This is a genomic window from Longispora urticae (assembly GCF_053902585.1).
The window spans coordinates 86,444-111,359 of the sequence record NZ_JAQZSH010000024.1 but is presented as its reverse complement, the minus strand read 5'-3'; the positions used below and the strand labels follow the sequence as shown (position 1 = coordinate 111,359).

At 73.9% G+C, this 24,916-nt stretch carries 17 protein-coding genes and 1 pseudogene; 7 read left to right on the top strand and 11 right to left on the bottom strand.

The features are described from left to right. Position 1: 1 nt before the first annotated feature. Both PT931_RS15345 and PT931_RS15340 read left to right on the top strand, forming a co-directional pair. A complete protein-coding gene (locus PT931_RS15345) occupies positions 2–1,201 on the top strand; it encodes an FxsB family cyclophane-forming radical SAM/SPASM peptide maturase (RefSeq protein ID WP_456246412.1) in 1,200 nt (399 codons plus the stop codon). Then, positions 1,198–2,955 (top strand): HEXXH motif domain-containing protein, encoded by a 1,758-nt coding sequence (locus tag PT931_RS15340; protein ID WP_456246411.1) that lies wholly within the window; start codon positions 1,198–1,200, stop codon positions 2,953–2,955. The genes PT931_RS15345 and PT931_RS15340 overlap by 4 nt, the downstream gene beginning before the upstream one ends. On the opposite strand, the gene fxsT is transcribed toward PT931_RS15340, so the two are convergent. From fxsT to PT931_RS15320, 4 genes are read right to left on the bottom strand one after another with little or no spacing between them, the layout of a single operon-like run. Continuing rightward, on the bottom strand, positions 2,862–7,019 hold the full coding sequence (gene fxsT, locus PT931_RS15335; protein ID WP_456246410.1) for an FxSxx-COOH system tetratricopeptide repeat protein: 4,158 nt from the start codon (positions 7,017–7,019) through the stop codon (positions 2,862–2,864). The two genes, PT931_RS15340 and fxsT, sit on opposite strands and share 94 nt — an antisense overlap. After that, positions 7,016–8,026 carry an AAA family ATPase gene (locus PT931_RS15330; protein ID WP_456246409.1) on the bottom strand — a complete coding sequence of 337 codons (1,011 nt, stop codon included), beginning with the start codon at positions 8,024–8,026 and terminating at the stop codon, positions 7,016–7,018. The genes fxsT and PT931_RS15330 overlap by 4 nt, the downstream gene beginning before the upstream one ends. 13 nt (positions 8,027–8,039) lie before the next feature. After that, positions 8,040–10,052 carry a VMAP-C domain-containing protein gene (locus PT931_RS15325; protein ID WP_456246408.1) on the bottom strand — a complete coding sequence of 671 codons (2,013 nt, stop codon included), beginning with the start codon at positions 10,050–10,052 and terminating at the stop codon, positions 8,040–8,042. A gap of 36 nt (positions 10,053–10,088) precedes the next feature. Further along, the gene (locus PT931_RS15320; RefSeq protein WP_456246407.1) at positions 10,089–10,400 is read right to left on the bottom strand and encodes a CU044_2847 family protein; all 312 of its coding nucleotides are present in this window, start codon (positions 10,398–10,400) and stop codon (positions 10,089–10,091) included. 175 nt (positions 10,401–10,575) lie between these two features. Between PT931_RS15320 and PT931_RS15315 the strand changes: the two genes are divergently transcribed. Beyond that, on the top strand, positions 10,576–11,403 hold the full coding sequence (locus PT931_RS15315) for an SGNH/GDSL hydrolase family protein (protein WP_456246406.1): 828 nt from the start codon (positions 10,576–10,578) through the stop codon (positions 11,401–11,403). Between the two features lie 326 nt (positions 11,404–11,729). Further along, on the top strand, positions 11,730–12,554 hold the full coding sequence (locus tag PT931_RS15310) for an SGNH/GDSL hydrolase family protein (protein WP_456246405.1): 825 nt from the start codon (positions 11,730–11,732) through the stop codon (positions 12,552–12,554). 177 nt (positions 12,555–12,731) lie between these two features. Here PT931_RS15310 and PT931_RS15305 read toward each other — a convergent pair whose 3' ends face one another. From PT931_RS15305 to PT931_RS15295, 3 genes and pseudogenes are all read right to left on the bottom strand, one after another. After that, complete coding sequence (locus PT931_RS15305) at positions 12,732–13,256, bottom strand: DinB family protein (protein ID WP_456246404.1); 525 nt, start codon at positions 13,254–13,256, stop codon at positions 12,732–12,734. 88 nt (positions 13,257–13,344) lie between these two features. After that, positions 13,345–14,952, bottom strand: a complete 1,608-nt coding sequence (locus PT931_RS15300; RefSeq protein ID WP_456246403.1) for a glycerol-3-phosphate dehydrogenase/oxidase — start codon at positions 14,950–14,952, stop codon at positions 13,345–13,347. Between the two features lie 236 nt (positions 14,953–15,188). Continuing rightward, positions 15,189–15,770 (bottom strand): annotated as a pseudogene (locus PT931_RS15295) (TetR/AcrR family transcriptional regulator); the annotation flags it as partial. 17 nt (positions 15,771–15,787) lie between these two features. Here PT931_RS15295 and PT931_RS15290 point away from each other — a divergent pair. Then, positions 15,788–17,359: an FAD-binding oxidoreductase gene (locus PT931_RS15290; protein WP_456246402.1), complete on the top strand. Its 1,572-nt coding sequence runs from the start codon at positions 15,788–15,790 to the stop codon at positions 17,357–17,359. Positions 17,360–17,944: 585 nt separating this feature from the next. After that, entirely contained in the window at positions 17,945–18,574 is a 630-nt protein-coding gene (locus PT931_RS15285; protein WP_456246401.1) for a hypothetical protein, read from the top strand. Positions 18,575–18,891: 317 nt separating this feature from the next. Here PT931_RS15285 and PT931_RS15280 read toward each other — a convergent pair whose 3' ends face one another. From PT931_RS15280 to PT931_RS15265, 4 genes are all read right to left on the bottom strand, one after another. Further along, positions 18,892–19,650: an eCIS core domain-containing protein gene (locus PT931_RS15280; RefSeq protein ID WP_456246400.1), complete on the bottom strand. Its 759-nt coding sequence runs from the start codon at positions 19,648–19,650 to the stop codon at positions 18,892–18,894. A gap of 199 nt (positions 19,651–19,849) precedes the next feature. Next, positions 19,850–22,168, bottom strand: a complete 2,319-nt coding sequence (locus PT931_RS15275) for an ATP-binding protein (RefSeq protein ID WP_456246399.1) — start codon at positions 22,166–22,168, stop codon at positions 19,850–19,852. Beyond that, on the bottom strand, positions 22,165–22,824 hold the full coding sequence (locus PT931_RS15270) for a DUF4255 domain-containing protein (RefSeq protein ID WP_456246398.1): 660 nt from the start codon (positions 22,822–22,824) through the stop codon (positions 22,165–22,167). The genes PT931_RS15275 and PT931_RS15270 overlap by 4 nt, the downstream gene beginning before the upstream one ends. Beyond that, entirely contained in the window at positions 22,824–23,453 is a 630-nt protein-coding gene (locus tag PT931_RS15265) for a helix-turn-helix transcriptional regulator (protein WP_363728664.1), read from the bottom strand. The genes PT931_RS15270 and PT931_RS15265 overlap by 1 nt, the downstream gene beginning before the upstream one ends. Before the next feature lie 153 nt (positions 23,454–23,606). Here PT931_RS15265 and PT931_RS15260 point away from each other — a divergent pair, with 153 nt between their 5' ends. Then, positions 23,607–24,857, top strand: coding sequence for a COG1470 family protein (locus PT931_RS15260; protein ID WP_456246397.1), 1,251 nt, complete (start codon positions 23,607–23,609; stop codon positions 24,855–24,857). Positions 24,858–24,916: the final 59 nt, after the last annotated feature.

Genomic DNA, 24,916 nt, shown 5'->3' with positions numbered 1-24,916 from the left:
CATGCCACTGAGCACCGAATGGCCCGAACACCTCGACGTCGCGGCGCTGGAGGCGGACGGCTGGCGTCCGACGCCGTTCCGGCAGTTCGTCGTGAAGGTGCACAGCCGGTGCAACCTCGCCTGCGACTACTGCTACATCTACGAACTCGGCGACTCCACCTGGCGCTCGAAGCCCACCGTGATGTCGCCGGAGATCGTCGACCGCACCTGCGCCCGGATCGGCGAGCACGTCCGCGCGCACGGCCTGGGCTCCGTCCGGGTCGTGCTGCACGGCGGTGAACCCCTGCTCGCCGGGGCCGCCACCCTGGCCCGGACCGCGACGGCGCTGCGGGCCGCGCTGCCCCCGGCCACCACGGTCGCGCTGAGCGTCCAGACCAACGGGGTGCTGCTCACCGACGCCCTGCTCGACACGCTCGCCACGCACGGCTACACGGTGGGCCTCAGCCTCGACGGCGACCAGGTCGCCCACGACCGGCACCGGCGGTACGCGAACGGGCGCGGCAGCCACCACGCCGTCGTCGCCGCGCTCGACCGGCTGGCCGCCCGGCCGGGCATGTTCGCCGGGCTCCTGTGCACGGTGGACCTGGAGAACCCCCCGGTGGCCACGTACGAGGCGCTGCTGGCGTTCCGGCCGCCCGCGATGGACCTGCTCCTGCCGCACGGCACGTGGAGTTCCCCGCCGCCCCGCCGCCCCGCCGACGGCAGCGCGCCCTACGCGGACTGGCTGATCAGGGTGTTCGACCGCTGGTACGACGCGCCCCGGTGGGAGACCGACATCCGACTGTTCGACGAGATCATCCGGCTCGTCCTCGGCCGGCCCAGCCGCACCGAGGTCGTGGGACTCAGCCCGTCCGGCGTGGTGGTGGTCGACACCGACGGCGCGGTGGAACAGGTGGACACGCTCAAGGCCGCCTACCACGGCGCGCCGGACACCGGGCTGTCCGTGTTCGACCACCCCTTCGACGCTGCCCTGCGGCACCCCGCGATGGTCGCCCGGCAGATCGGGCTCGCCGCCCTGTCGCCGACGTGCATGCGGTGCCCGGTGCGGGACGTGTGCGGCGGGGGCTGCTATCCGCACCGGTACCGGGCGGGCAGCGGCTTCCGCAACCCCTCGGTGTACTGCGCCGACATGCGCCGGCTCATCGACCACATCAGCGGCCGGCTGAGGGCCGACCTGCGCGCCCTGACGAGGTTGCCATGACCGTCCCCCACCGGCTGCCCGGCCGTGACTTCGCCCTGCTCGCCGCCGGTCAGGGCGACGCCACCACCGTGCGGCACCTGCGGGCCGGGCAGCTCAGCAAGCGCCTGCACCAGCTGCACGTGCTCGCACCCCTGGTGCCCGCCGAGGCGTTCGAGCTGCTCGCCGCCGCGCACGAGGCGGCCCCCGGCCCGGTCACGGACCTGCTCGCCGACCCCGGGGTGGGCGGATGGGCCGGGCGCTGCGTCCGTCGCCGTCACGACCTCGACCCCGTCGACGCGGGGTACGCCGCCGCCGTCGCCGCCGTCGCCGCGCACCGGGCCGGGCTGGACTTCCGGATCGCGGTGCCCGGCCGGGGCGGGTCCGCGTTCCTGCCGACCCTGGGCCGGCGACCGGCCGGGACGCTGGCGCGGGACGACCTGGCGGAGCTGGCCGGGGGCGGGGGCACCGGTCCGGTCGAGGCCCTGTGGCGGCTACGGGCCAGCGCGGGCGGACTCGACGTCGACGTCGTGCTCGACGACCTCGATCCGTACCGCGACCTGCACGGGCTCGGCGCCGCCCCCCGGCTGACCCGCGACGAGGTGGCCGTCTGGCGGGACCGGCTGCGCGCCGGCTGGGAACTGCTGGTCACCGACCACCGGCCGTACGCCGAGGCGGCCGCCGCCGGACTGCGCGTCCTCGTCCCGCTGCGCGCCGACGGGGCCAGCCGGGGGGTCAGCGCGACGTCGATGGACGCGTTCGGGGCGGTGCTGCTCAGCCCGCCGTCCGACGCGGCCGGGCTCGCGGTCGCCGTGCTCCACGAGTTCCAGCACGCCAAGCTGGGCGCGCTCATGGACCTGATCCCGCTGCACCACACCGACGAAGCCCTGTACTACGCGCCCTGGCGTGACGACCCCCGACCGCTCGACGGGCTGCTGCACGGGGCCTACGCGTTCCTCGGGGTGACCGACTTCTGGCGGGTGCGCCGGGCCACCGACGGGCTGTACGCGCAGTTCGAGTTCGCCCGGTGGCGGGAACGGGTCGGCCGGGTGCTGGACGTGCTGGCCACCGGGAACCTGGCCGAGGCCGGCCGGGCCGTGCTCGCCGGGATGCGCGACACCATGGACCGGTGGCAGACCGGGGAACCCGTCCCCGACACGGCGGAGGCGCTCGCGGCGGACGCGGCGGAGGACCACCAGATCGGCTGGCGGCTCCGCAACCTGCGCCCCGACCGCGCGGCGGTGGCGACGCTCGCGGCCCGGTACGCGCGGGGCGAGGACCGTCCCGACCTGGTCGCGGTCGACACCGAGACCCTGCCGGGCGTGCGGGCCCTCGTACCCAATGTGCGTCGGGACCTGACCGGGCTCAGGATCGCCGATCCGGACCGCTTCGTCCGCCTCAGCGTCGACCCGGCGGAACAGGCACGCCTCGTGCCCGGCGCCACGGCGGCGGATCTGGCGCACGCCCGCGCCGACTACCCCGCCGCCGCCGCCGGCTACCGGGACCTGCTGCTCGAGGACCCGGACCGGGCCGAGCACTGGGCCGGACTGGTCCTGGCCGAGGGCCACGCGGCGGGCGCCACGTTCCCGGCGCCCGAACTCCTGCTGGCGGTGCACCGCGCGCTGCGGCCGCCGGCCGGCGCGGGTCCGGATCCGCTGGCACTGCTGCGCTGGATGTCCGCCGGTCACAACGCCGGCGGCTCCACCAGGATGAACGCGCGCTTGCCCGACACGGCCGACTGTGTGACCGGATGCGCGGCCCCGAGCACCTCCCGGTAGAGATTCGCCGTCTCGTCGGCGAGCTGTCGGGCCCGGTTGCGGTCGCCGGTCGAGCGCAGGTCGATCGCCAGGTTCTGCGCACAGGCCAGCGTCTCGGCGTGCCGCGGGCCGCCGGCGCTCAGCATCCGGGCGAAGGTCGCCTCGCCGAGTTCCCTGGCGGGCGCGTACTCCCGGTTCAGCGCGAGGTTGTTCGTATGGTTGACCGCCACACACTCGGTGTGCGGATGCGTGTCGCCCAGCGAGTCCCGCAGGCCGGCCAGAGCCCGCTCGTCCAACCGGCGGGCCATCGCGTAGTCGCCCAACGCGCGCAACGTGGCGGCCAGATTCGTCATCGACACGTACACGAAGGGATGGTGCTCCCCGAACAGCCGACGGAAGCGGGCCAGGGCGTCCTCTCCCATGTCCCTCGACGCGCCCAACTCGTTGACCAGCAACAATGAGTTCGCGTAGGACATGATCGTGCAGATCGTGTTGAAGTGGTCGTCACCGTAGGTGCGGCGGTAACGGTCCAGGGTGTCCTCGTCGATCCTCATGGCCTCCTCGTAGGAACCGAGCCAGCGCAGCGTCACCGAGTGGATCCGCGTCGCGATCAGCGCGTTCGCGTGGTCCGGGCCGAGCCGGGCCCGCAGACTGGTCAGCACCGGCTGCTGGATGTCGCGGGCCTCCTGGAACCGGCCCAGCCCGAACAGGTTCCGCGAGAACGAACTCCGGGAGAACAGGGTGTCCGGGTGCTCCGGGCCGAGCACCTCCGTGCGCCCGTCGACCACGGTCCGCTCGACCGCGAGCGCGTCCTCGTACCGGCCGAGGAGGCGCAGGTCCACGGCCAGATTGTTGCCGGCGCGCAGCGTGTTCGGGTCGCCCTCCCCGAACGTGTGCTTGTGCCGGTCCCAGTTGTCCTCGTCGAGGGCCAGCGCCTCCGACCAGGCCCCGGCGTGCCGCAGGTCGGCGCCCACGCTCGTCGCGATCGTCAACGTGTGCTCGTGGTCCGGCCCCAGTGTCGCGAGTGCCCGGGTGTGGACCTCGCGGTTCACCTCGCGGGCCCTGCCGGTCAGGCCCACCGACCGCAGGGCGTTGGCGAGGTGCCGGCCGCAGACCAGGGTCTGCTGGTGGTCGGGGCCCAGCCGGTCCAGCCAGTCCTCGTACGCCGCCTCCGCCAGCACCCGGCTGCTCTCGTAGTCGCCGCGCACGTACCGGAACCGGATCTGGTCCAGCACCACCTTGCGCGCCTCCTCCGACGTGCTGCCGATCAGCCCGGCCTGCATGACGTGCGGGGCCAGTTCCACGTGCCGGGGCCAGTCCGACGGGTCGTCGGTCGGGTCGCCCGGGCTCGCCGCCGCGAGCAGTTCGTGCGCCCGGGCCAGGTACGCGTCCCGTTCCGCCGGGCTGAGCCGGTCCCGGAGCACGGCCTGCACGAGCCGGTGGATCAGGATGCTGTTGCGGCCCGCGTCGACCTTCGCCAGGCCGTACTTCCCGATCTCGCGGATCGCGCCGCGCAGGGCGATGTCGTCCCGCACCACCATGTCCAGCGGGGACGGCAGGCTCGCGAACCTGCCGGCGCGCACCAACCGGATCGAGATCGGCTCGGAACCGAAGAACGCGCACAGTTCGAGCAGCTGCGCGGCGGCCGGCGACCGGTCGTTGAGCCGGTCGAACGCCACGCCCCAGGTCGCCGCCACCGGGGTCGGGTAGTTGCCCGGCAGACCCTCCGAGAGCAGGACGCCGACCCGTTCGGACAGCAGCTCCAGGTACTCGTCGACCGGGGTGCCCGTCGCCGCCTGCCAGGTCGCGGCCTGTTCCAGGGCCAGCGGCAGGTCCCCGAGCGCCTCGGCGAGCCGGCCGGCGTCCTCCGCCGACACGGTGCGCAACCGGCGGCGGAGCAGCTCGACGCTCTCCTCCCGGCTGAACACATCCACCTCGACGGTCGACGCGAAGCCGGTCCAGCCCCAGTTCCGCGAGGTGATCAGGACGTGCCCGCCCGGGATCGACAGGAACTGCTGCAGGTCGGTCGGCTGGTCGGCGTTGTCGAAGACCAGCAGCCAGTTGCGGTACGGCCTGCCGGTGCGCAACGCGTCGTAGACGGCCTCCAGGGTGCGGGTCACGTCCTCGCTCGGTGCGATACCCAGCTTCGGGGCGAGCGCGGCCAGGGACTGGCGGACCAACGCCGGCTGCTCGGCGGACACCCACCAGACGAGGTCGTAGCTGGAGGCGTACCGGTAGACGTACTCCACGGCGAGCTGGGTCTTGCCGACCCCGCCGAGGCCGTGCAACGCGTGCGGCAGCAGGGCCGTGGTCCTGCTGGTGAGCTGGTCACGCAGGCCCACCAGCAGTTCCACCCTGCCCGTGAAGTTGGGGTTGCGGGGCGGGATGCTGCTGCCCCAGACCGCCGGCTGCTCCGCCGCAGGCTCCTGCTCCGTCATGTCGCCATCCCTGTTCTCCGTGATGGGGGGATTCAGTGACTCCGACAGCGCCTTGGCCAGCAGGTCGGCGATGTCGGTGTAGCGTCCGCCCAGGCTCCGCAGCACCGTGTGGGTCACGGTCGCGAACGGGCGGCTGCGGTCGTCGATGGTGCCGGGGCTCACCGCTCCGGCCAGCAACGCCGGGAAGTCCAGCGTGGACCCCAGGTGGCTCATCACGTACTCGGAGACCCGGGTGTTGATGTACAACCGGTCCCGCCGGTTCAACGTCTCCAGCAACACGTCGCGGACCCCGGGCTGGAAGTCGTAGCCGACCTCCTCGGCGAGGTGACCGCCGGTCACGCCCGGCGCGGGGCGGATCAGGTCGCCCAGCAGCAACTCCGCCAGGTGCTGGGGGCGGGACCGGGGCAGCATCAGATTCTGGACGAGCCGCATCACCGGCAGGTTCAGCGACGTGGCCGACAGGCACCGGATCAGCTCGTACGCGGTCGGCGACGCCGTCGCCCGGAACGCCGCGACCCGCTCCAGCGCCGAGGGCTCCGGACCCGGCTCCCCCTGCTCCGGGCGCACCGGCGCCCCGGTGTAGACGACCGCCCCCCACATGCCGTCCCTCCGGGCGCCCGACACCAGCGCGGCCCAGGGCCCGAGCCAGCTCGCCTCCGGCTCCAGCACCGGGACCGCGAGCCCCTTGGGGGCCGGATCGACCGTTCCCCGCAGCCGGACGTCGAGCGCCGCGTTGGCGACCCCGGCCCGGTCCGCCGCGACATGCGCCCGGAAGAACTCGGGTACGCACCGGTCCCACAGCCGCTGCGGCAACGGCTGGACGATCGCGACCGGCCCCGACTGGCCCCACAGTTCCAGCCAGCGGCCCAGTTCGCCGCTCCGCCAGGCAGGGCCCACGCAGTCGCTGACCAGCAGCACCAGCCTGCGGCCGGTCGGGTCCACCAGTTCCTCGGGGCTCCGGGCCGCCGTGCCCCGCGCCGGGTCGGGCCCGAGGGCGAGACCGTCGCCGCCGGGGTGCGCGTACCAGGTCCGGACATCCCGGAACGCGCCCAGCCGTTCGAACACCCGGCGCAGTTCCACCACCGTGCGCTGCCACACCGCCATCGAGGGGCCGGCGTCCACGACCAGGGCCAGGTCGAGCCACCGGTTCGGCGCCGCCGCGTACCGCAGGAGCCAGTTGCCGTTGCCGGCCGCCGCACTCGCCTCCGCCGTCGCGTCCTCGTCCAGGATCCCGTCCCGCCGGGACGAACCCCGCCAGCGCAGGGGCCGCAGCGCGCGGGAGATGTCCAACGCGCCGGGCAGCGCGGGAACGGCCGGCACCCGGGTGGTGAGCGCCGGGGAGTTCGGCGGGGACTGGCCGTCGCCGGGCGGGTACAGCCCGGCGGCCTGGCCCAGCTCGCCCCGCTTCGGCCGGACGGGCCGGGGCCGCGGCACGGTCTCGCCGGGCACCTCGACCCGCGGCGGACCCGGCTCGGGTTGGCTGATCTTCTCGGTGGCCGGCGGCCGGATGTCCTCCCGGGCCGGCCGGGTCCGCCAGAGAGCCTGACCCTCCGGCAGGAACTCGGCCAGCCAGAGGGTCTCGGCGACCTCCGTGGGCGTCAGCTCCAGGGACGCGGCGTCCAGCGCCGCCAGCAGCCGTTCGATCATCCCGAGCCCGTCTGGTCGAGGGGTCGCAGCAGAGCCGCCCGCAACCGCTCGCGGGTGGCCTCCGGCGGCCGGATGCCCGAGGTGACGAGGTAGATCGCGTTGAGGAGCTGATCGGTGGCGACCTCGCTGCGGTACCGCTGCTCCAGGAACGCGTCGACCAGCTCCTCGCTGTCGGCCGCCACCTCGGGGCCGAGCAGCGCCGTCACGATCCGCAGCAGCCTGTCCTTGTCCGGCGGCGCGATCGTCAGCTGCACGCACCGGCGCAGGAAGGCCGGCGGGAACTCGCGCTCCCCGTTGCTGGTGATCACCACGATCGGGAACGCCCGGCACCGGACCCTGCCGTGCGAGATCCGCACCCGGTCCCCGCCGTCCGCCGTCATGACGTCCACCTCGGCGTGGTCGGCGGGGAGCCGGGCGAGTTCGGGGATCTCGTACCGGCCCTCCTCGAAGACGTTGAGCAGGTCGTTGGGCAGGTCGATGTCGCTCTTGTCCAGCTCGTCCACCAGGAGCACCCGGGGCCGGTGGCGGGGCAGGAGCGCCGTGCCCAGCGGCCCCAGGCTCAGGTAGCGGCCGATGTCGGGGACGTCGGCGCCGCTGTCCTGGAGGCGGCCGATCGCGTCGTAGCGGTACAGGCCGTCGGAGAGGGTGGTGCGGCTGGTCACCGGCCAGGCCAGCACCGGGCCGAGGCCCAGCTCGTAGGCGATGCTGTGCGCGAGGCTCGACTTGCCCGTACCGGGCTTGCCCGTGACCAGCAGCGGCCGGCGCAGGTACAGGGCGGCGTTCACCATCTCGATGACCTCGTCGCCGGCCTGATAGGACCGGGCCCGCTCTCCCGCCTCCGCACCGTCGAGCGGCGGGGTCTCGGCGACCAGCGGACCGCCGACGAACTGCCGCCAGCGCGGCGGGGCCGGCAGCTGGTCGATGTCCGTGTGCGGCCGGCCGTTGCCCCGGTAGATCCGCCAGTCCCGCTCGGACTCCCCCAGCGCCTCGCGTGCTGTCTCCGTCATCGGCCCTCTCTTCTCACCGGCGGCCCGCCGGCGGCAACCGCTCGGCGTCCTCCCACAACAGGGACAGGTGCAGCCCGAGGTGCTCCGTCGGCCGGCCGCGGCGCACGGCGTCCTGCCGGTGCCTCAGGACGAGCATCGGCAGGTCGAGCACCTCCCGGCCGCCGAGCATCACGGTCGTCTCGTCCTCGAACCGTTTCGCGGTCCGGTCGTCGCGACACCACAGCACCGCCGGCACCCCGGCCTCCAGGACCGCGGCGATCGCCTTCTTCAGCGCCTCGTCGGTGCCCGGCTGCCCGCACAGCACCAGGCACACCGGGTGGTCGTCGCCGCTGATCCGCAGGTCCGCGAGCAGCATCGCCTGGTCGACGGCACCCAGGTGCAGCCACTGCACGGCCGAGATGTGCCCGCCGTTGCTCTGCAGCCACGACCAGCGTCGTCTCCAGCGGCCCCGGGTCAGGGAGTTGCGGACCCGTTCCAGGCTGCGGACGACCACCGGGTACTCCATCCCCAGTTCCCGGGGGAAGCCCATCGGGGTCACCTTCCACTGGTCGACGGGGTGGCTGAGCAACTCGTCGGGTAGCACGAACTCGATGGTCAGCTCGCCCAGCGCCTCCAGGCTCGCCGACGCCAGCTCGCGGAGCAGTTCGCTCAGTTTGCCGGGCAGCTCGGCGAGGCTCAGCGGCTCGCCGTCCCCCGTGCGCAACGGCCGGTCCCCGTCGCCCGTGTCGTGCTGTAGCCACACCGCGAGCAGGTACTTCTCCGGATTCGGAAAGTACTCGTGCAGTTCGACCACCACGTAGGTCCGGCGCGGGGTGGCCGGACGGAAGGGCTCGGACACCCGGAGCCGGTCGATCTCGCGGTCCGCCATCCCGAGCCGGCGCGCGCACCGGGCGTAGTGCTCGCGCAGCTCGTCGGCCGTTGCCTGGTCGCACTGCTCGGCGACCCGGAGCAGGAACAGCAGCAGGGGCCGGCCCAGCTCGGCGAGTTCGTCCACGACGCCGCCGACGTCGGCCGGGTCGAGGTGGTGCCCGACGCCGAGTGGCCCCAACGCGCTGCGCACCGACCGGGTGACCAGGTCGGGGCCGAGCCGGCCGAGGGTCCGGATCAGGCGCTGGCGTTCCGGGCGGAGCAGCAGGGGCCGCTCCTGGGCGAGTTCGGCGATCCGGCGGACCCCGGGGTGGCCCCGGTAGAGCCGGCGCAGCGCCCGGACCAGCGCGTCGAGGGCCTCGCCGTCCGGGTCCTCCAGGCAGCCGCGCAGCAGTTGCAGCAGGTCGCGGGCCGTGTGGTCGCTGCTGGTGAACTCGACCCGGCGGTCCAGTTCGCGCTCCAGTTCGTCCACGAGGTAGCCCCGGTTGACCCGGTCGTCGAGGCCGGGGACCGACTGCAGTTCGTGCAGCAGGTCGTCCAGGTAGTCGCGGGCCGGCTCCAGCGCGCCCGACGGTCCCGCCAGGGGCGCGAGCCGGTAGGCCAGTTCCATCGGGAGCATCCACGCGTTGCGCGAGCCCTCCGAGCCGTCCTCGGCGACCACGATCCCGACCACCGCGCCGGTCTCGGCGTCCATCACCCCGCAGCCGCTGAAGCCCCGTTCGATCCTGCGCCCCTCCAACCGGCCGATGAGCTGCACCAGCTCCCCGCCCGGGCCCCCGGTACCGCTCAGGGTGGCGTGCGCCCAGACGCCCTCGGGAAGCTGGCGCGGGTGCCCGTACACCCGGACACTCTCCTCGGCGACCTCCGTCCACGCGCCGATCGCCGCCGCCTGCGCGGGCACCGGGCCCTGGAGCTTGAGGACGGCGAGGTCGCCGGAGCCGTCGGCGGCGATCGGCAGCCAGCCACCCGCCGCGACCCACGCCTGCCGGGTCAGTCCGCTGAACGCGGGGAAGTCCACCCGCACCGAGGTCCGGGGCAGCGCGGGCCCCGGGTCGGCGCGCAGCGCGGCCGTCACCACGTGCGCGCAGGTCAGGATCAGATCATGGTCGACGAGCACTCCGCCGCCGCACACCCTGCCGTCGGCGCCCAGGATCCGCACCCGCCAGGCGTCACGCCTCCGCGACCCCGGCACGGCTCAGTCCGCAGCTTTCTTCCATGTGAGACGCACCTGGACATGGCCCTCCGCCGACGCCTTGGCCAGCACCGCCCCGATCTGGCCGTCGAACTTGGCGCCGAACTCCAACTCGATCTCGTCGGGGCAGGACGCGAGCTGGCGCAGCTCCCCGAGGGCCGCGTCGGCGACACTGCGGATCTGGCCGAGCGCGTGCTCGAAGGAGACCGCGGCGATCCCGATGCCGTCGACGCCGAGGGCCGCGCGCCCGAACCCGGACTCGCCCACCTCGGCCTCCACGACGATCGAAGTGCTGTCTCCGACGTCGAATCGCACCAGGTCAAGCATCCGAAACCTCCCATAGATGCCAGTCAACACATAGTACGGTCCCGATGCGCCGTTCACCACCCACCGTGTCGGAGGCGCGACAGCAGCCATTGCCTTTGATCTATGCCTGGTATTACCGTGCGGTAACCACTGCGCACAGTGGTCACACCCCTTGGGAGGCACAGTGAAACCCACTCGCATCCTCGCCGTTCTCGCCGCCGCCACCGCCGTCACCCTCGCGACCCCGGCCCTGGCGGTCGCCGCCCCGCCCCCGCCGCCGAGCTCGATGGCGAGCCTGGGCGACTCGATCACGCGCGGGTTCAACGCGTGCGGCTGGTACAGCGACTGCACGGAGAAATCCTGGGCCACGGGCACCGACGGGACGGTCAACAGCCAGTACCTGCGGATCAGGGCCGTCAACCCGGCGATCAACGGGAAGAACTACAACGACGCCGTCTCCGGGGCCGCCAGCGCCGACCTGCCCGGCCAGGCCGCCACCGCCGTCTCCCAGGGCGCCGGCTACGTGACCATCCTGATGGGCGCCAACGACGCGTGCGCCTCCACCGAGGCCGGCATGACCTCCGTCGCGACCTACCGCGCCAACCTCGACGCCGCCCTCGCGAAGATCAAGAGCGGACTACCCACCTCCTACGTGTACGCCGTCAGCGTCCCCGACATCAAGCGCCTCTGGCAGGTCGGCAAGGACAACGGCACCGCCCGGTTCTTCTGGTCCGTCGGCGGGATCTGCCAGTCGATGCTCGCCAACCCGACCTCCACCGCGGCGGCCGACGTCGCCCGGCGCGACCGGGTCCGGCAGCGGGTCGTCGACTACAACGCGCAGCTGGCCCAGGCCTGTACGGCCTACGGGTCGCTGTGCAAGTTCGACGGGAACGCCGTGTTCAACTACCCGTTCCAGATCTCCCAGGTGTCGGGGTGGGACTACTTCCACCCGAACGCGGAGGGGCAACGGGTACTGGCGCAGGTGACGTACGCGGCCGGTTTCGGCTGGTAGGCGGGGCTCCCGCGCGGGTCGGCGGGCGGCCGTCGAAGCCACGTCGCGCGCGGGCGGATCGGGGCGCGACCGTGGTCGTCGGGGTGCACGCGGACCGGCCGGGGCTCCCGGGAGGGCTCGGCGGCCGTGCCGGCCCCGGTGGGACGGACGGGTGTTCGGCCGGCTGCGCTGCGTACCCGTCAAGATCGGATCTGTGGGCGGCGAGTCGAATGCTCGCGGGACGGAAGGTGAAATCTCCACCCACGGCGTCGCTTTTGATCTTCACCAGGCCATATCGTGCGGAGGCTCCACTGAACACAGTGGAGCCACCCCCTCCAGGAGGCCCAGTGAGATCCACGCGTTTCCTCGTCGTCCTCGCCGCGGCGGTCACGTTCGCCGTCGCGGCACCCGCGGCCGCGTTCGCCGCCCCGCCGGCCCCCAACTCGATCGCCAGCCTCGGCGACTCGATCACCCGCGGCTTCAACGCGTGCGGCTGGTACAGCGACTGCACCCGCCGCTCGTGGAGCACCGGCATCGACGGCTACATCGAGTCGCACTACGACCGGATCAACTCCGTCAACGACGGCATCGACGGGAACACCTTCAACGACGCCAAGACCGGCGCCACGATGGCCGACCTCAACGGACAGGCCGGGTCCGCCGTGTCCCAGGGCGCGGGATACGTGACGATCCTGATGGGCGCCAACGACGCGTGCGCGTCCTCCGAGGCGGGCATGACCTCCGTCGCGACCTACCGCGCCCAGCTCGACACGGCGCTGGCCAGGATCAAGACCGGCCTGCCCAACTCCTCCGTGTTCATCGCCAGCGTGCCCGACCTCAAGCGCCTCTGGCAGATCGGCAAGGACAACAGCAACGCCCGCAACGTGTGGTCCGTCGGGAACGTGTGTCAGTCGATGCTCGCCAACCCGACCTCCACGGCGGCGGCCGACGTCGCCCGGCGCGACCGGGTCCGGCAGCGGGTCGCCGACTACAACACGCAGCTCGCGCAGGCCTGCGCGGCGTACGGTTCGCGGTGCAAGTTCGACGGCAACGTGGTGTTCAACTACCCGTTCCAGCTGTCCCAGGTGTCCGGGTGGGACTACTTCCACCCGAACAACGAGGGTCAGCGGGTACTGGCCGAGGTGACGTACGCGGCCGGGTTCGGCTGGTAGGTGGGGTGCCCGGGGGTGGTGGCGGGTGTGTCGCCACCCCTCGGGGCGGACCGGGTGTGCCGCCATCCCTTGGGGCAGTCCGGGGACCTGGCGGGTGTGCCGTCATCCCTCGGGGCGGACCGGGGGGCCTGGCGGGTGTCGCCACCCTCTCGGGGCGGGCCGGGTGGGCCTGGGCGGCTACTCGCCGGTCGCGCCGTCGATCCGCTGGCGGATGAGGTCCGCGTGGCCGTTGTGCCGGGCGTACTCCTCGATCATGTGCACGTAGACCCACCGCAGGTCGATCCGCAGCTCCGGGGAGCGCGGACTCGGGAACGTGTCGTCCAGGGAACGGCCGGCGGCGGTCCGGTCGGCCAGGTCGCACTCCACCACGAAGGTCGCCAGGTCGGACTCCGCGTCGGCGTCGGCGACCAGGTCGAAGTCCCCGTCCTCGTACTCGTCCGTGTTGTACAGGTCCGGGTGCGTCTCCCCCGCGAAACAGGTCCGGAACCACCAGCGCTCCACCTCGGCCATGTGCCGGACGAGCCCCAGCAGCGTCAGGTTCGACGGCTCGACGGAAGCGGTCTTGAGCTGGGCGGCGGTCAGGCCCGAGCACTTGTGCAGGAGGGTCTGGCGGTGGAAGGTGAGCCAGCCTTGGAGGGCGGTGCGCTCGTCGGCGAGTCGCGGGGCGCGGGTACGGGTGATCTCGGGTGCTGTCCATGTCATGCGCCCATGATCGCAAGGTGCGCCAAGGGGATAACGGATGTCCGGTTCGGGCGGGAGCGTGGCGGACTTCCGCCCGGACGAACCCGACTCAGGGGTGCAGGGCCGCGCGTGCGGCGGGCAGTGCCGCAGCCCGGTCAGGGGCCACCAGGCCGATCCTGGTCCGCCGGTCCAGCAGATCATCCTCGTCGAGCGCGCCCTCGTGTCGCACCGCCCAGTCCAGCTCGGCCCGGGTGACGTCCAGGCCGGGCGCGACCGGGGTCAGGTCCCCCCTGGCCACGAGGGCGGCCTCGGTGCCGTAGCGCGCGAGGAGCCGGTCGGGGACGACGCCCGCCGCGTCGCCGAGCACGGCCCCCGAGGCACCCGGCGCGTCCCTCTCCCCTGCCGGGCCCTCGGCACCCGCGGCGACCACGGCACCCGTGGCAACCTCGGCACCCGTGGCACCCGTGGCACCCGTGGCGCCCGTGGCGCCCTCGGCACCCACCAGTGGCAGTCGGCGCGTCACGCACGGACCGCACCGGAGCCCGGCGAGTCGGACCGCCCGGTCGACGGCGTCGGAGGCCATCCGCCGGTACGTCGTCAGTTTGCCGCCGACGATCGTCACCGCGCCCGTCGGGGACACCCGCACCGCGTGCCGGCGGGACAGGTCGGCCGTGTGCCCGTCGGCGGCGAGCAGGGGACGCAGCCCGGCGAACGCGCCGATCACGTCGTCCTCGCGGATCGGGGTCGCGAACACCGACCGGACCGCGCCGAGCAGGAAGTCGACCTCCTCGGCGGAGGGCACGGGCACGTCCGGGGGCTCGCCGTCGACGGGGACGTCGGTCAGGCCCACGTACGTCCGGCCGTCGCCCTGGGGGAGGACGAGCACGAAGCGCGAGCGCTCGCCGGGGACGGGGATGTTCAGGGCCGCCGTCGGGTCGCCCAGCAGCGCGGAGGGCAGCACGAGGTGCGCGCCGCGCGAGGGCCGGAGCCGCAGCGTGGGGTCGAGCTGGCCGGCCCAGACCCCGGCTGCGTTGATGACGGCGCGGGCCCGGACCTCGAACGTGGTGCCCGTCAGCTCGTCGCGGAGCACCGAGACCGGGCCGAGGGACAGCGCACGGCACCGGGTGAGGATCGACGCCCCGTGCCCGGCCGCCGTCCGGGCGAGGGCCACGACGAGCCGGGCGTCGTCGACGACGTGCCCGTCCCAGTGCCGCAGGCCGCCGCGCAGCCCCTCTGTACGCAGGCCGGGGGCCAGGCGGAGCGTCTCGGCGACGGATATCCGGCGGGGCGGGGGCAGCACGCGGCCCGGGGTGCCGGCCAGGAGGCGCAGCCCGTCACCGAGCCCCAACCCGATCCGGGTGATCCGGGCGCGGCCGGCGCTCACCTCAGGAGTGAGGGGCAGCACGAACGGCTGGGGTCTGACCAGGTGCGGAGCGGTGGTGGTGAGGAGGGTGCCGCGTTCGACCGCGCTCTCGTACGCCACGGCGACCTGGCCCTGGGCCAGGTACCGCAGGCCGCCGTGGATCATCTTCGAACTCCACCGGCTGGTGCCGAACGCCAGGTCGTGGGCGTCGACCGCCGCGACCCGCAGCCCGCGCGAGGCGGCGTCGAGCGCGGCACCGGCCCCGGTCGCGCCGAGGCCGACGACGAGCACGTCCACCTCATCCAGCGCTGCCAGCTCGGCGGCCCTGCGTGCGGCGTTCAACGAGGTGTTCATGAACCGCCCGCTCCGGAGACGGACGCCCCGCGACCCGGGCGACCCGGCGCCTCGGCACGGGCGAGGTCCGCCTCCTCGGCACGGGCGAGCTCCGGAGACCCGGCACGGGCGAGCTCCACCTTCTCGGCATGGGCGCGGTCCGGAGACCCGGCACGGGCGCGGTCCGGGGACTCGTGGCCCGTGAGGCTCCACTCCACCTGCCAGCCGGTGCCCGGGATGAGGTCGCCGACGGGGATCGGGGCCAGGTACCTATGGAGGAGGGTGGAGAGTTCTTCGTCCAGCTCCTCGACCGGGCCGCCCATGATCGGGGCGGACAGCGCGAACGACTGGAGCGTGAGCAGGACCGACTGGGCGAGGATGTCGACGGCCCCGGCGCGGATCGAGCCGTCGGCCTGGCCGGCCACGACGCCCGCCGAGATCTGGGTGAGCATCGCGTCCTGGCTCGCGCCGCGCCGGTCCACCAGGTACGGCAGGAGGACCTCGGGGTCAAGGTCGACGATCCGGCGGAACATGGGGTGGTCGCGCATCGTGCGGACCCCCTCGACGACGCCGCTGACCAGGCGCTCGCGGGTGTGCGCGCCGGTCGCCGCCGCGCCGACGGTGCCGATCAGGCCGACCCACTCGCGGGTCATCACGTCGCCGACCAGGGTGGCCATGTCGGGCCACCGCCGGTAGATGGTCATCCGGGACACCCCGGCGCGGCGCGCGATGTCGGTCAGGGTGGCCCGGCGCAGGCCGACCGCGATGATCCGGTCGCGGGCGGCGTCGAGGAGAAGGTCCTCGTCTGCGCGCGTCGGGTTGTTACGACTGGACGTCATGTGTCACAGTGTAACTCATGAATACGACCGACGCACCCATGCGCTGGGGCGGCTGGGGAGACCCGGACCGCACCGCGACCCTGTCCGACTCCGTCCGGGGCCTGCTCGGCCAGGCGCTGGGCGTCGACCGGCCCGGCCCGCCGATCCCCGCCGACCTGCCGCTGGAGCCCTGCCGGATCCCCGGCTCCGTGCTCGCGCTGCTCGGCGAGGTGAGCACCGACCACACCGACCGGCTCGCACACCTGCGCGGCAAGTCGACCCCGGACCTGCTCCGCATCAGGGTGGGCGACGCCGTCGACGCCCCCGACGCGGTGGCCAGACCCCACACCCACGACGAGGTCCTGCACCTGCTGACCCTCGCCGCCGAACACCGCCTGGCCGTGGTGCCCTTCGGCGGTGGCACGTCCGTGGTCGGCGGCCTGGTGGCGGACCGGGAGGGCTTCACCGGCGTGCTCGCGGTCGACCTGTCCCGGATGAGCCGGCTGCTGCGCCTCGACCCGGTGTCGCGGACCGCGACGTTCGAGCCGGGCATCCGGGGGCCGGAGGCCGAGCGGCTGCTCGCCGAGCAGGGCTTCACTCTGGGCCACTTCCCGCAGAGCTTCGAGTACGCGACCCTGGGCGGCTACGCCGCGACCCGGTCGAGCGGCCAGTCCTCCGCCGGCTACGGCCGGTTCGACGACCTCGTGGTCGCGGTGAGGGCCGCCACCCCGACGGGCACCCTCGAGGCTGGTCGGGCGCCCCGCTCCGCGGCCGGCCCCGACCTGCGGCAGCTCCTGCTCGGCTCCGAGGGCGCGTTCGGCGTCCTCACCGAGATCACGGTGCAGATCCGCCCGGTTCCGGAGGCCCGGCACTACGAGGCGTGGACCTTCGAGGACTTCACGAGTGGTACGGACGCGATGCGCACCATCACCCAGGACGGCCCCGCGCCGACGGTGCTGCGCCTGTCCGACGAGTTCGAGACCGCGATCGGCCTGTCCCGCCCCGGCAGCCTCGGTTCGGGCGCCGGCGGCTGCCAGCTGCTGATCGGCTTCGAGGGCACCGCGGCCGACGTCGCGACCCGCCGGGCACTCGCGGCCGACCGGTTGCGCGCGCTCGGCGGCGAGCCGCTGGGCACCGAGCCGGGCGAGGCGTGGGCGGCGGGCCGCTTCTCCGCTCCGTACCTGCGCGACGCGCTGCTCGACGCGGGCGCGCTCGTGGAGACCCTGGAGACGGCGGGCTTCTGGTCCACCCTCCCGAGGGTGTACGAGAACGTGCGCGAGGCCCTCGTCGACGCGCTCGTCGAGCAGGACACCCCGCCGTTGGTGCTGTGCCACATCTCCCACGTGTACCCGACGGGAGCCTCCCTCTACTTCACCGTCACCGCCGCCCAGGGCCCCGATCCGCTCGCCCAGTGGGAGGTCGCGAAGCGGGCGGCGAGCGACGCGCTCGCGGCGGCCGGCGCGACCATCACGCACCACCACGCGATCGGCCGGGACCACAAGCCGTGGTACGCGGCCGAGATCGGCCCGTTGGGGGTCGAGGTGCTGCGCGCCGTGAAGTCCACGCTGGACCCGACCGGGATTCTGAATCCGGGGGTGCTGATCCCCTAGCCGAGGCCGGCCTGCCCGCGGGGGCGTACGCGCGGGGCCCGACATGGGCATCGACGCGGAAGCCCTCCGGGTGGCCCGCGCCCGCGTGCGGGCCAGCCCGGTGCCCGACGCGGGAGCCCTCCGGGGAGACGCGTGCCGGCCCCAGCCTTCGGGGCGACCCCGAACTCGACACGGGAAGCCCTCCGGAGGCCCATGCGCACGCCAGCTTGCAGGCCGGCCCCGCGCTCGACGCGACCTGTGCGCACGCCAGCGTGCGGGCAGGCCCGACTCACGACACGCAAGCCCTCCCGGGGCCCATACGCACCCCAGCCTGCACGCCAGCCCCGCGCTCGACGCGACCTGTGCGCACGCCAACGTGCGGGCAGACCCGACTCACGACACGGAAGCCCTCCCGGGGCCCACCCAGCGAGCCGACCCCGCGCTCAACGCGGAACGCCCCACCGGGGGCCGTGTCCACGCCAGTCTGCGGGACGGCCCGCGCTCGGCGCCGTTTCCGATCACGTCCGTCTGCCCACGGGTGTCACCGTGCGGGTCCGGGCGGTATTGGAGAGGCGCTTCGAGCAGCGGGTGCGACAGAATCGCGGAGTGTTCGTGATCCAGGCCGTCGTCGAGGTTCCGATCCACGACGGCTTCACCCTGTGGCCGGTCGCGGACTGCGCACCGTTCGTCTATCTGCCGCTCAGTGCCGCCCTCACCCCTGCCGAGGTCGGCACGGCTGTGCTGTGCTTCGCCACCTGCAACGACATCGACCCCGACGAGGACGGCCGACCACCTCGGCCGGCCGACCCGCTCGGCGCCTTCCTGCACGAGCTGCTCACGACGGACGACCTGTTCGTCGCCGGCGGGCTCCTAGTCACCGACACCACCGCCGGCGTCGTGCTCGTGCCCGGCTGCTGCGAAGGGTTGGAGGACCGTGACAGTTGGCTGGACGTCCTGGACGGCGACGGTCGGGCGTCCTTCGGCCACGACCCGTCCATGCTCGCCGAACGCTACGGCGACACCGTCCGGTTGACCACCGACGAGGGCCTGGACAGTCCGACGACGGAGCTGCCGGTCACCGATCTACGCCGCCTGCTCGACGGTGCCGAACGAGACCTGGTCGACTTCCTCCGGCTCGCCGCCGACTGGACCGCTCGGCATCTCCCCGACCACGCGGCTCCCGTCACCGCCGCACTGGCCCGAGCCCTGGACCTACCGGTGCCGGCACAGCCGTAGTGACTTCGCGCCCCCGCCGGCCGACTCGGTCTCGCCGGCGGGATCCTGGGCATCGTCGAGCGCGCCGACTGACGCCGCTTCCTGCCGAGGACGAACCGCCCGGGTGCGACAGGAACGGCTTGCCATCCTGGACCAGTTCGGTCAGCTCGTCCTGCCACCTGCCCCGAGCACCGAGCACCGAAGAGTGTGGCGATCCGCCGCCAGGCGGGCCGAAAGCTCAGCGTCGCCGGTGTGGGCACGGGCACGTCACCGACCGGGTGAGCCGGGGCGCCGGTACCCGATGAAGGCTTGTGGGTCTTCAGGTCAGGGCGTGCCGGTCAGGCCGGGGCCTCTTCCTCCTCGGGTGCGGCCTCCTCCTCGCGCTGCACGATCGGAGCCCCGTCCTCGATGCGCTGCACCTCCGCGTCGTCCTCGGCGTGCCGCTGCACGTCCCCGGCCGCGACCCGCTGCACCGCACCGCCGCCGCCCGGCCCCGGCACCGACCCCACCCCGGCGACCGGCGACGGCCCCGACATCACCCGGTCCGCCGTGGCCACCGCCTCGCGTTCGAACCGGTCCGACGGATCGCTGACCCGTACCCCGCCGCCCGCGTCCGTCCCGTCGACCGGCCCGCTGCGCTGCTGCACCACATGGGTCAGTTCGTGCGCGAGGGTGTGTCGTCCCTGGTCGGAGCCGGGGTCGTACATGCCGCGCTGGAAGACGATGTTCGAGCCGACGGTGTACGCCCGCGCGTTGACCGCCGCCGCCGAGTCGTGCGCCGCGCTGTCGGTGTGCACCCGCACGTCGCCGAAGTCCTGCCCGAACCGGGACTCCATGTCCCCCCGGGTGTCCGGGTCGAGCCCGGTCCCGCCGCCGGAGTTGACCACGCCGTGCACCGGCGACTCGGCCACGTCCCCGACCATGTCGCCCACCGCGGCGTTGCCCGCGACCCGTTGCAGCCCGAGGAGCCCGGCAGGGCCGAGCACATCGGGGCGGCCGGCGGCGGCGGCGCGCCCCAGCAGGTCGGTGTCCTCGTGCGGGATCCGGTCGCCCTTCGGCCGGGCGGCCTCCTCGACGTCATGCTCATGCCCACGCATGTACTCAGGATGCCCCAGGTCAGGCGGGCGAGCGGGGCACAGTCGGCTGCCCGAGAGGGCACAGCTGACGGCCACGCCACGATCCGCGCGCGGCCCGGACGCCCCAGGAACGGTCCGCGCACGACCGGCGACCCTCCGGCAGGTGCCGCCCGGGCCCGCACCACCCGGCCGGCGCCCAGGCAGGCCCGCACCGCCCGGCTCACGGCCCCAGCAGCTCCAGATACCCGCCGAACTCGCGCTCCAGGCAGAGCCGCCCCAGTTTCCGGTACTCGCGCGCCACCGCCCCGATCAGGTCCACCATGGCCACCGGCCGCCCCGCCTCCACCGCCAGATAGGCGGCCGTGATCGCCGCCGAGCGGATGTGCCCCCCGGCCAGCTCGAACGCCCCGGCCACGAACCCCAGATCAAGATCGTCGCCGCGGGGTACGAGGCGTCCCAGGCAGCTGTCCCACAGCGCGCGCCGCAGCTCGGACTCCGGGAGCGGGAAGTCCACGACGATGTCGATCCGCCGGGTGAACGCGTCGTCGAGGTTGGCGCGCAGGTTGGTGGCCAGGATCGCCAGGCCGTCGAAGGTCTCCAGCCGTTGGAGCAGGTACGCGGACTCGATGTTGGCGTACCTGTCGTGCGCGTCGCGGACCTCGGACCGCTTGCCGAAGATGGCGTCCGCCTCGTCGAAGAGGAGTACCCCGTTCACGCCGGCGGCCTCGGTGAAGATGCGTTCGAGGTTCTTCTCGGTCTCCCCGACGTACTTGTCCACGACGGTCGCCAGGTTCACCGTGTACAGGTCCAGGCCCAGTGAGCCCGCGATGACCTCGGCGGACATGGTCTTCCCGGTGCCGGAGTCCCCCGCGAACAGCCCGGTCACGCCCCGGCCGCGCCCGCCGCCGGGGCGCATCCGCCACTCGTCGAGAACCCGGTCGCGGTACCGGGCCCGGCCGGCGAGTTCGCGGAGCTGGCCGGTGACGGCGGGCGGCAGGACCAGGTCGTCCCAGCCGACGGCCGGTTCGATCCGGCGGGCGAGGCGTTCGAGGCCGGCGGCGTTCTGGCTGCGCGCGCCGTGCCGGAGGTGCTCGGCGCGGACGACGCCGTCGTCGCCGTACGCGGCCAGGGTCGCCGCCCGGGCCGCCCGGCGGATCTGCGGCGGGCCGAGGGTGAAGTGCGCGGTGACGGCGGCCGGGTCGACCCCGTCGGCGAGGCGCGCGCCGTCGAGGGCGGTGCGCCACAGCTGGGCACGGAGGTCCGCCGGTACCGGTGCGGCCGGGACGTTCAGGGGCGGGCGGTGCGTCCACCGGGGGTCCCAGCCGACGGTGCCGTACAGCAGCAGGGGCACGCCGACCCGGCCGAACAGGTCGAGGAGGTCCGTGGGGTCGTACCCGTCGACGGGTCCGAACACGACTCCGGCCCCGCGCAGCACCGCCTCCCGGACCAGCGCGGTGCCCGCGGGGCCGGCCGCGTACCGGGCGGCGTCCACGGCGAGCGCCGACTGACCGGCCGCCGCGAGTCCGGCCACGCCCAGGGCCTGTCCGGAGCCCCCGCCATGCTCCCGCAGGTACGCCAGCAGCGCCCCACCCGCCAGCGCCCGCCCCAACCGGACGGCGTCGGCCCGCTCCGCGAGCAGCGGTTCGGGGCGCGCGTCGGTGAGGAGGCCGGTGAGCGCCGGGGCCAGCAGGTCGCCGCCGAGCAGGTGCGCGACGACCCGGTCGGGTACCCGCAGCGGCCGGGACAGCAGGGGCCGGTCGGTCTCCTCGACGGCCAGCAGCCCGGCGGCGAGCAGGGGGGCGCCCGCGTCGAGTCGGGCCCGGCCGGCGCCGGCGCCCTCGGGGAGCCCCGCGAGGCGGAGCGCCAGGCCGACGCTGGCCCGGCGGCGGGTGACGTCGTCGTTCAGGTACCCGTAGAACTGTTCGAATCTGCTGTCCACGTCGGGGGCGAGCGCGACGAGGAGGAGTCGCACGTCGAGCGGGTCGAGGCGGGCGGCGTCGGCGAGGCGGGCGAGGCGGTCGTCGGCATCCGGCCCGGGAACACCCCGGAGACCGGGTCCACCAGGCGGAACAGGATCGCGCCCGAGGTCGGTCCAGGCGGCGGGCCCGGCCACAGCACCTGCCGCGGCGACGGGCCCGGCCACAGCGCCCGCCTCGGCAGCGGGCCCGGCCACAGCGCCTGCCTCGGCAGCGGGCCCGCCGGCCGGCCACGGATCGCGCCGCGCGTCGAGCAACGCGTCGATCGCCTCGTCGGACAGGTACAGCCCCCGGAACGGGTCGTCGGGGGCAGGGTCGGCGGCGCGCCGGGCGGCGACGGCCACCCGGACCCGTTGTTCGAGGTCGGCGAGCAGCCCGAGCAGCCGCCCGAGCCCGTCGTCGTCCCCGGCGGCGGACCCGGCGGCGGACCCGGCCCCGCCGTCACCCCGGTCAGGGTCACTCGGCCCGGAAGCCGACTCCCGTTCCGCGCCGAACCCGGCCCGCAACGGCGACCCCTGCCCGGGCCGGATCACCCCGGCCCGATCCCCGTCCCCTGCCGTCATCCCTCCCCCCGCCCGGCCCGCGACCGCATCATCGCGACCCGGGGCTCCCCGGGCTCCGCCCCTTCGGGCACCTCGTGCGACACGCTCTCCCCACCCATCTTCAGCAGCATCCCGCCCTCGACCGGCGGCCCGACGGGAATCCGCCGCCCCGGATCCACCGGCGCGCTGACCACCACGTCCAACGAGGGCTTCAGCTCCCCGCCCAACGCGGTCCACACGTCGGCGAACGCCCGGTCCTCCGGCGGCGGCAACGCGCACGTCAGCGGCACGGGCAGCCCGAACCCGGCCAGGGAACCGCTGAGCAGCCCCACCGGCAGCGCGTCGTGCCGCAGGAGCGTGACGAGCAGGTCCGACAGCAGCCGGTGCTCGTCCTCGGGCCGCTGGGTCCAGGCGGTGATGAGATAGGACAGTTTCAGGTACCGGGGCGGGGAGTGCCGGGCGGCCACCGTCCCGTCCCCGCCGTACTCGTTGAGCATGCCCCGCTGTTTGCGCCGCATGTCCTCGCGGATGTCGTAGAGGTACATGTTGACGGTGGGCGCGTTGCGCCGGGCCGCCCAGTCCTTGGTGGGCGCGTCGAGGGCGATCTCGACCTCGGTGCCCCGGAGCGCCTCCTCGCGGAGCAGCCGGCGCAGCCCGTCGTCGACCTCGTGGATCATCAGATCAGCCCGTGCCGGAGCGCGTACGCGACCGCGTGCGACCGGTTGCGCAGGTGCAGCCGGCTGGTGATGTCGTGCAGGACGTTCTTGACCGTGCGCTGCGAGTACGACAGCTTCAGGGCGATCTCGGCCGTGTCCAGCCCCTCGGCCACGAGCTTGAGCACCTGGATCTCGCGCTCGGCGAGGCCGGAGAACGTCAGGCCGCGCGGCCCGAGGACCTGGCGCTGCACCTGTCCGACCTGCGACAGCAGCCGGCCGAGCAGGTCTGGCGGGATGACGCCCTCGCCGGCCGCGGCGCTCATGATCACGGAGACGAGGCGGTCCGAGGTGGCCTCGGAGCGGCGGATCAGGCCGCCGACGCCCACCTCGACGAGCGCGACGAGGTCGGAGTCGGCGAGTTGGCGGGCGACGACGACGAGCTGGTGGACGCCGCCGCACCGGAGGCTGCGCAGCAGGCGCAGGACCTCGTCGTCGACGGTGTCGACCACCATCAGGGCGACTTTCGCGAGGTCCAGTTCCGCCTCGCCCAGGATCTGGATCTCCGGGCGGGGACGCAACTGGCCGGCGACGCCCGCGTGCGAGATCGGGTCGGCGGCGTGCAGGTACACCGGGATTCTACTGATCAACATGAATTGCTCCCCGTGCCAGAGGGACATCTGAGGAGAGCATGACCGATGCCCCTCAGCATCCAGTCAACGTGGGGTCAACGGGCAGAACTCTTGCCCGAAAGTGTTCCCGCCCGCCCGTACCGACACGGCAAACCCCTTCATAACCTCGTGATCATGACGACCCTGGCCGCTCTGACTTCCGCTGTGCTCGAAGTAACCCCTGGCTCGCAGTCCGCCTGCGAACTGACGTTGCGCAACAACGGCGACGTCGTCGAGGAGTACCGGTTCCAGGTCGTCGGCGACGCCGCGCCCTGGGCCACCGTCGAGCCCGGGGTGGTGAGCCTGTACCCCGGCGCGGAGACCGTCGTCGTGGTCTCCTTCCATCCGCCCCGCTCGGCGGCCGTCCCCGCGGGGGAGGTGCCGTTCGCCGTCCGGGTGCTGCCCACGGAGCACCCGGAGACCGCCACCGCGCCCGAGGGGGTGGTGCGGGTCCTCGCGTACACGGACACGGGGGCCGAGCTGACCCCGCGGACCTCGCGGGGCCGGCGCGCCAGGCACGAGCTGGCCATCGACAACCGGGGCAACCTGCCGGTCACGGTGCAGGTGGACGGTGGCGACCCCGACGGCAGGCTGCTCGTCTCGCCCCGGCCGTCGATCGTCACCGTGCCGCCCGGCCAGGCCGTGTTCACGACCGTCGTGGTCCGGGCGAACCAGCGGCTGTGGCGGGGGCAGCCGGTCACGCACCCGTTCCAGGTCACGGTCACCCCCGACGACGGCGCCCGGCCGATCACCCTGGACGGCGCGATCGTGCAGTCCCCGGTGTTCTCCCCGACCCTGGCCCGGGTCGTGGCCGGCGTGCTCGCCCTGGTGCTCGCCGGGATCGCGGCCTGGTTCCTGCTGCTCAAGCCGGCCGTGAAGTCCACGGCGAAGGAGTCGGTGAAGGAGCCGCTCACCCAGGTCGCGGAGAAGGCCAGCAACGCCGAGCAGCTCGCCAAGGAGGCCAAGGCGAAGGCCGAGGGCTCCCCGCCGCCGCCCCCGCCGCCCGTGCAGCCCCCGGCCGCCGTGCACGCGAACTACCGGTTCCGGCTGGAGAACACGGTCGCCAACGGCGGCACCACGTCCGGTTCGCCGTTGACGCTCGGCGCGAAGACGTCGCTGAGCATCACCGACCTGCTCTTCCAGGCGCCGCAGGGCGACACCGGCAAGGTCGAACTGCTGGTCGACGGGCAGGTGCTCCTCGTCTTCTCCCTGGCGAACATCCGCGACATCGACCACCACGTGGCCACCCCGGTGGACGTGCCTGCGGGCAAGACCGTCACGCTGCGCACGACCTGCACGACGGCGGGCCCGCCCCTGGCCGGCTCGGCGGCGAACAGCTGCCGGGTCTGGGTGCTGCTCACCGGGGTGAGCCACACAGCTCCCTGAGATCACAAACGCAATATGGTTACGACGCGTCACCGACCCGGTGTGCGGCGGTCCGTGCC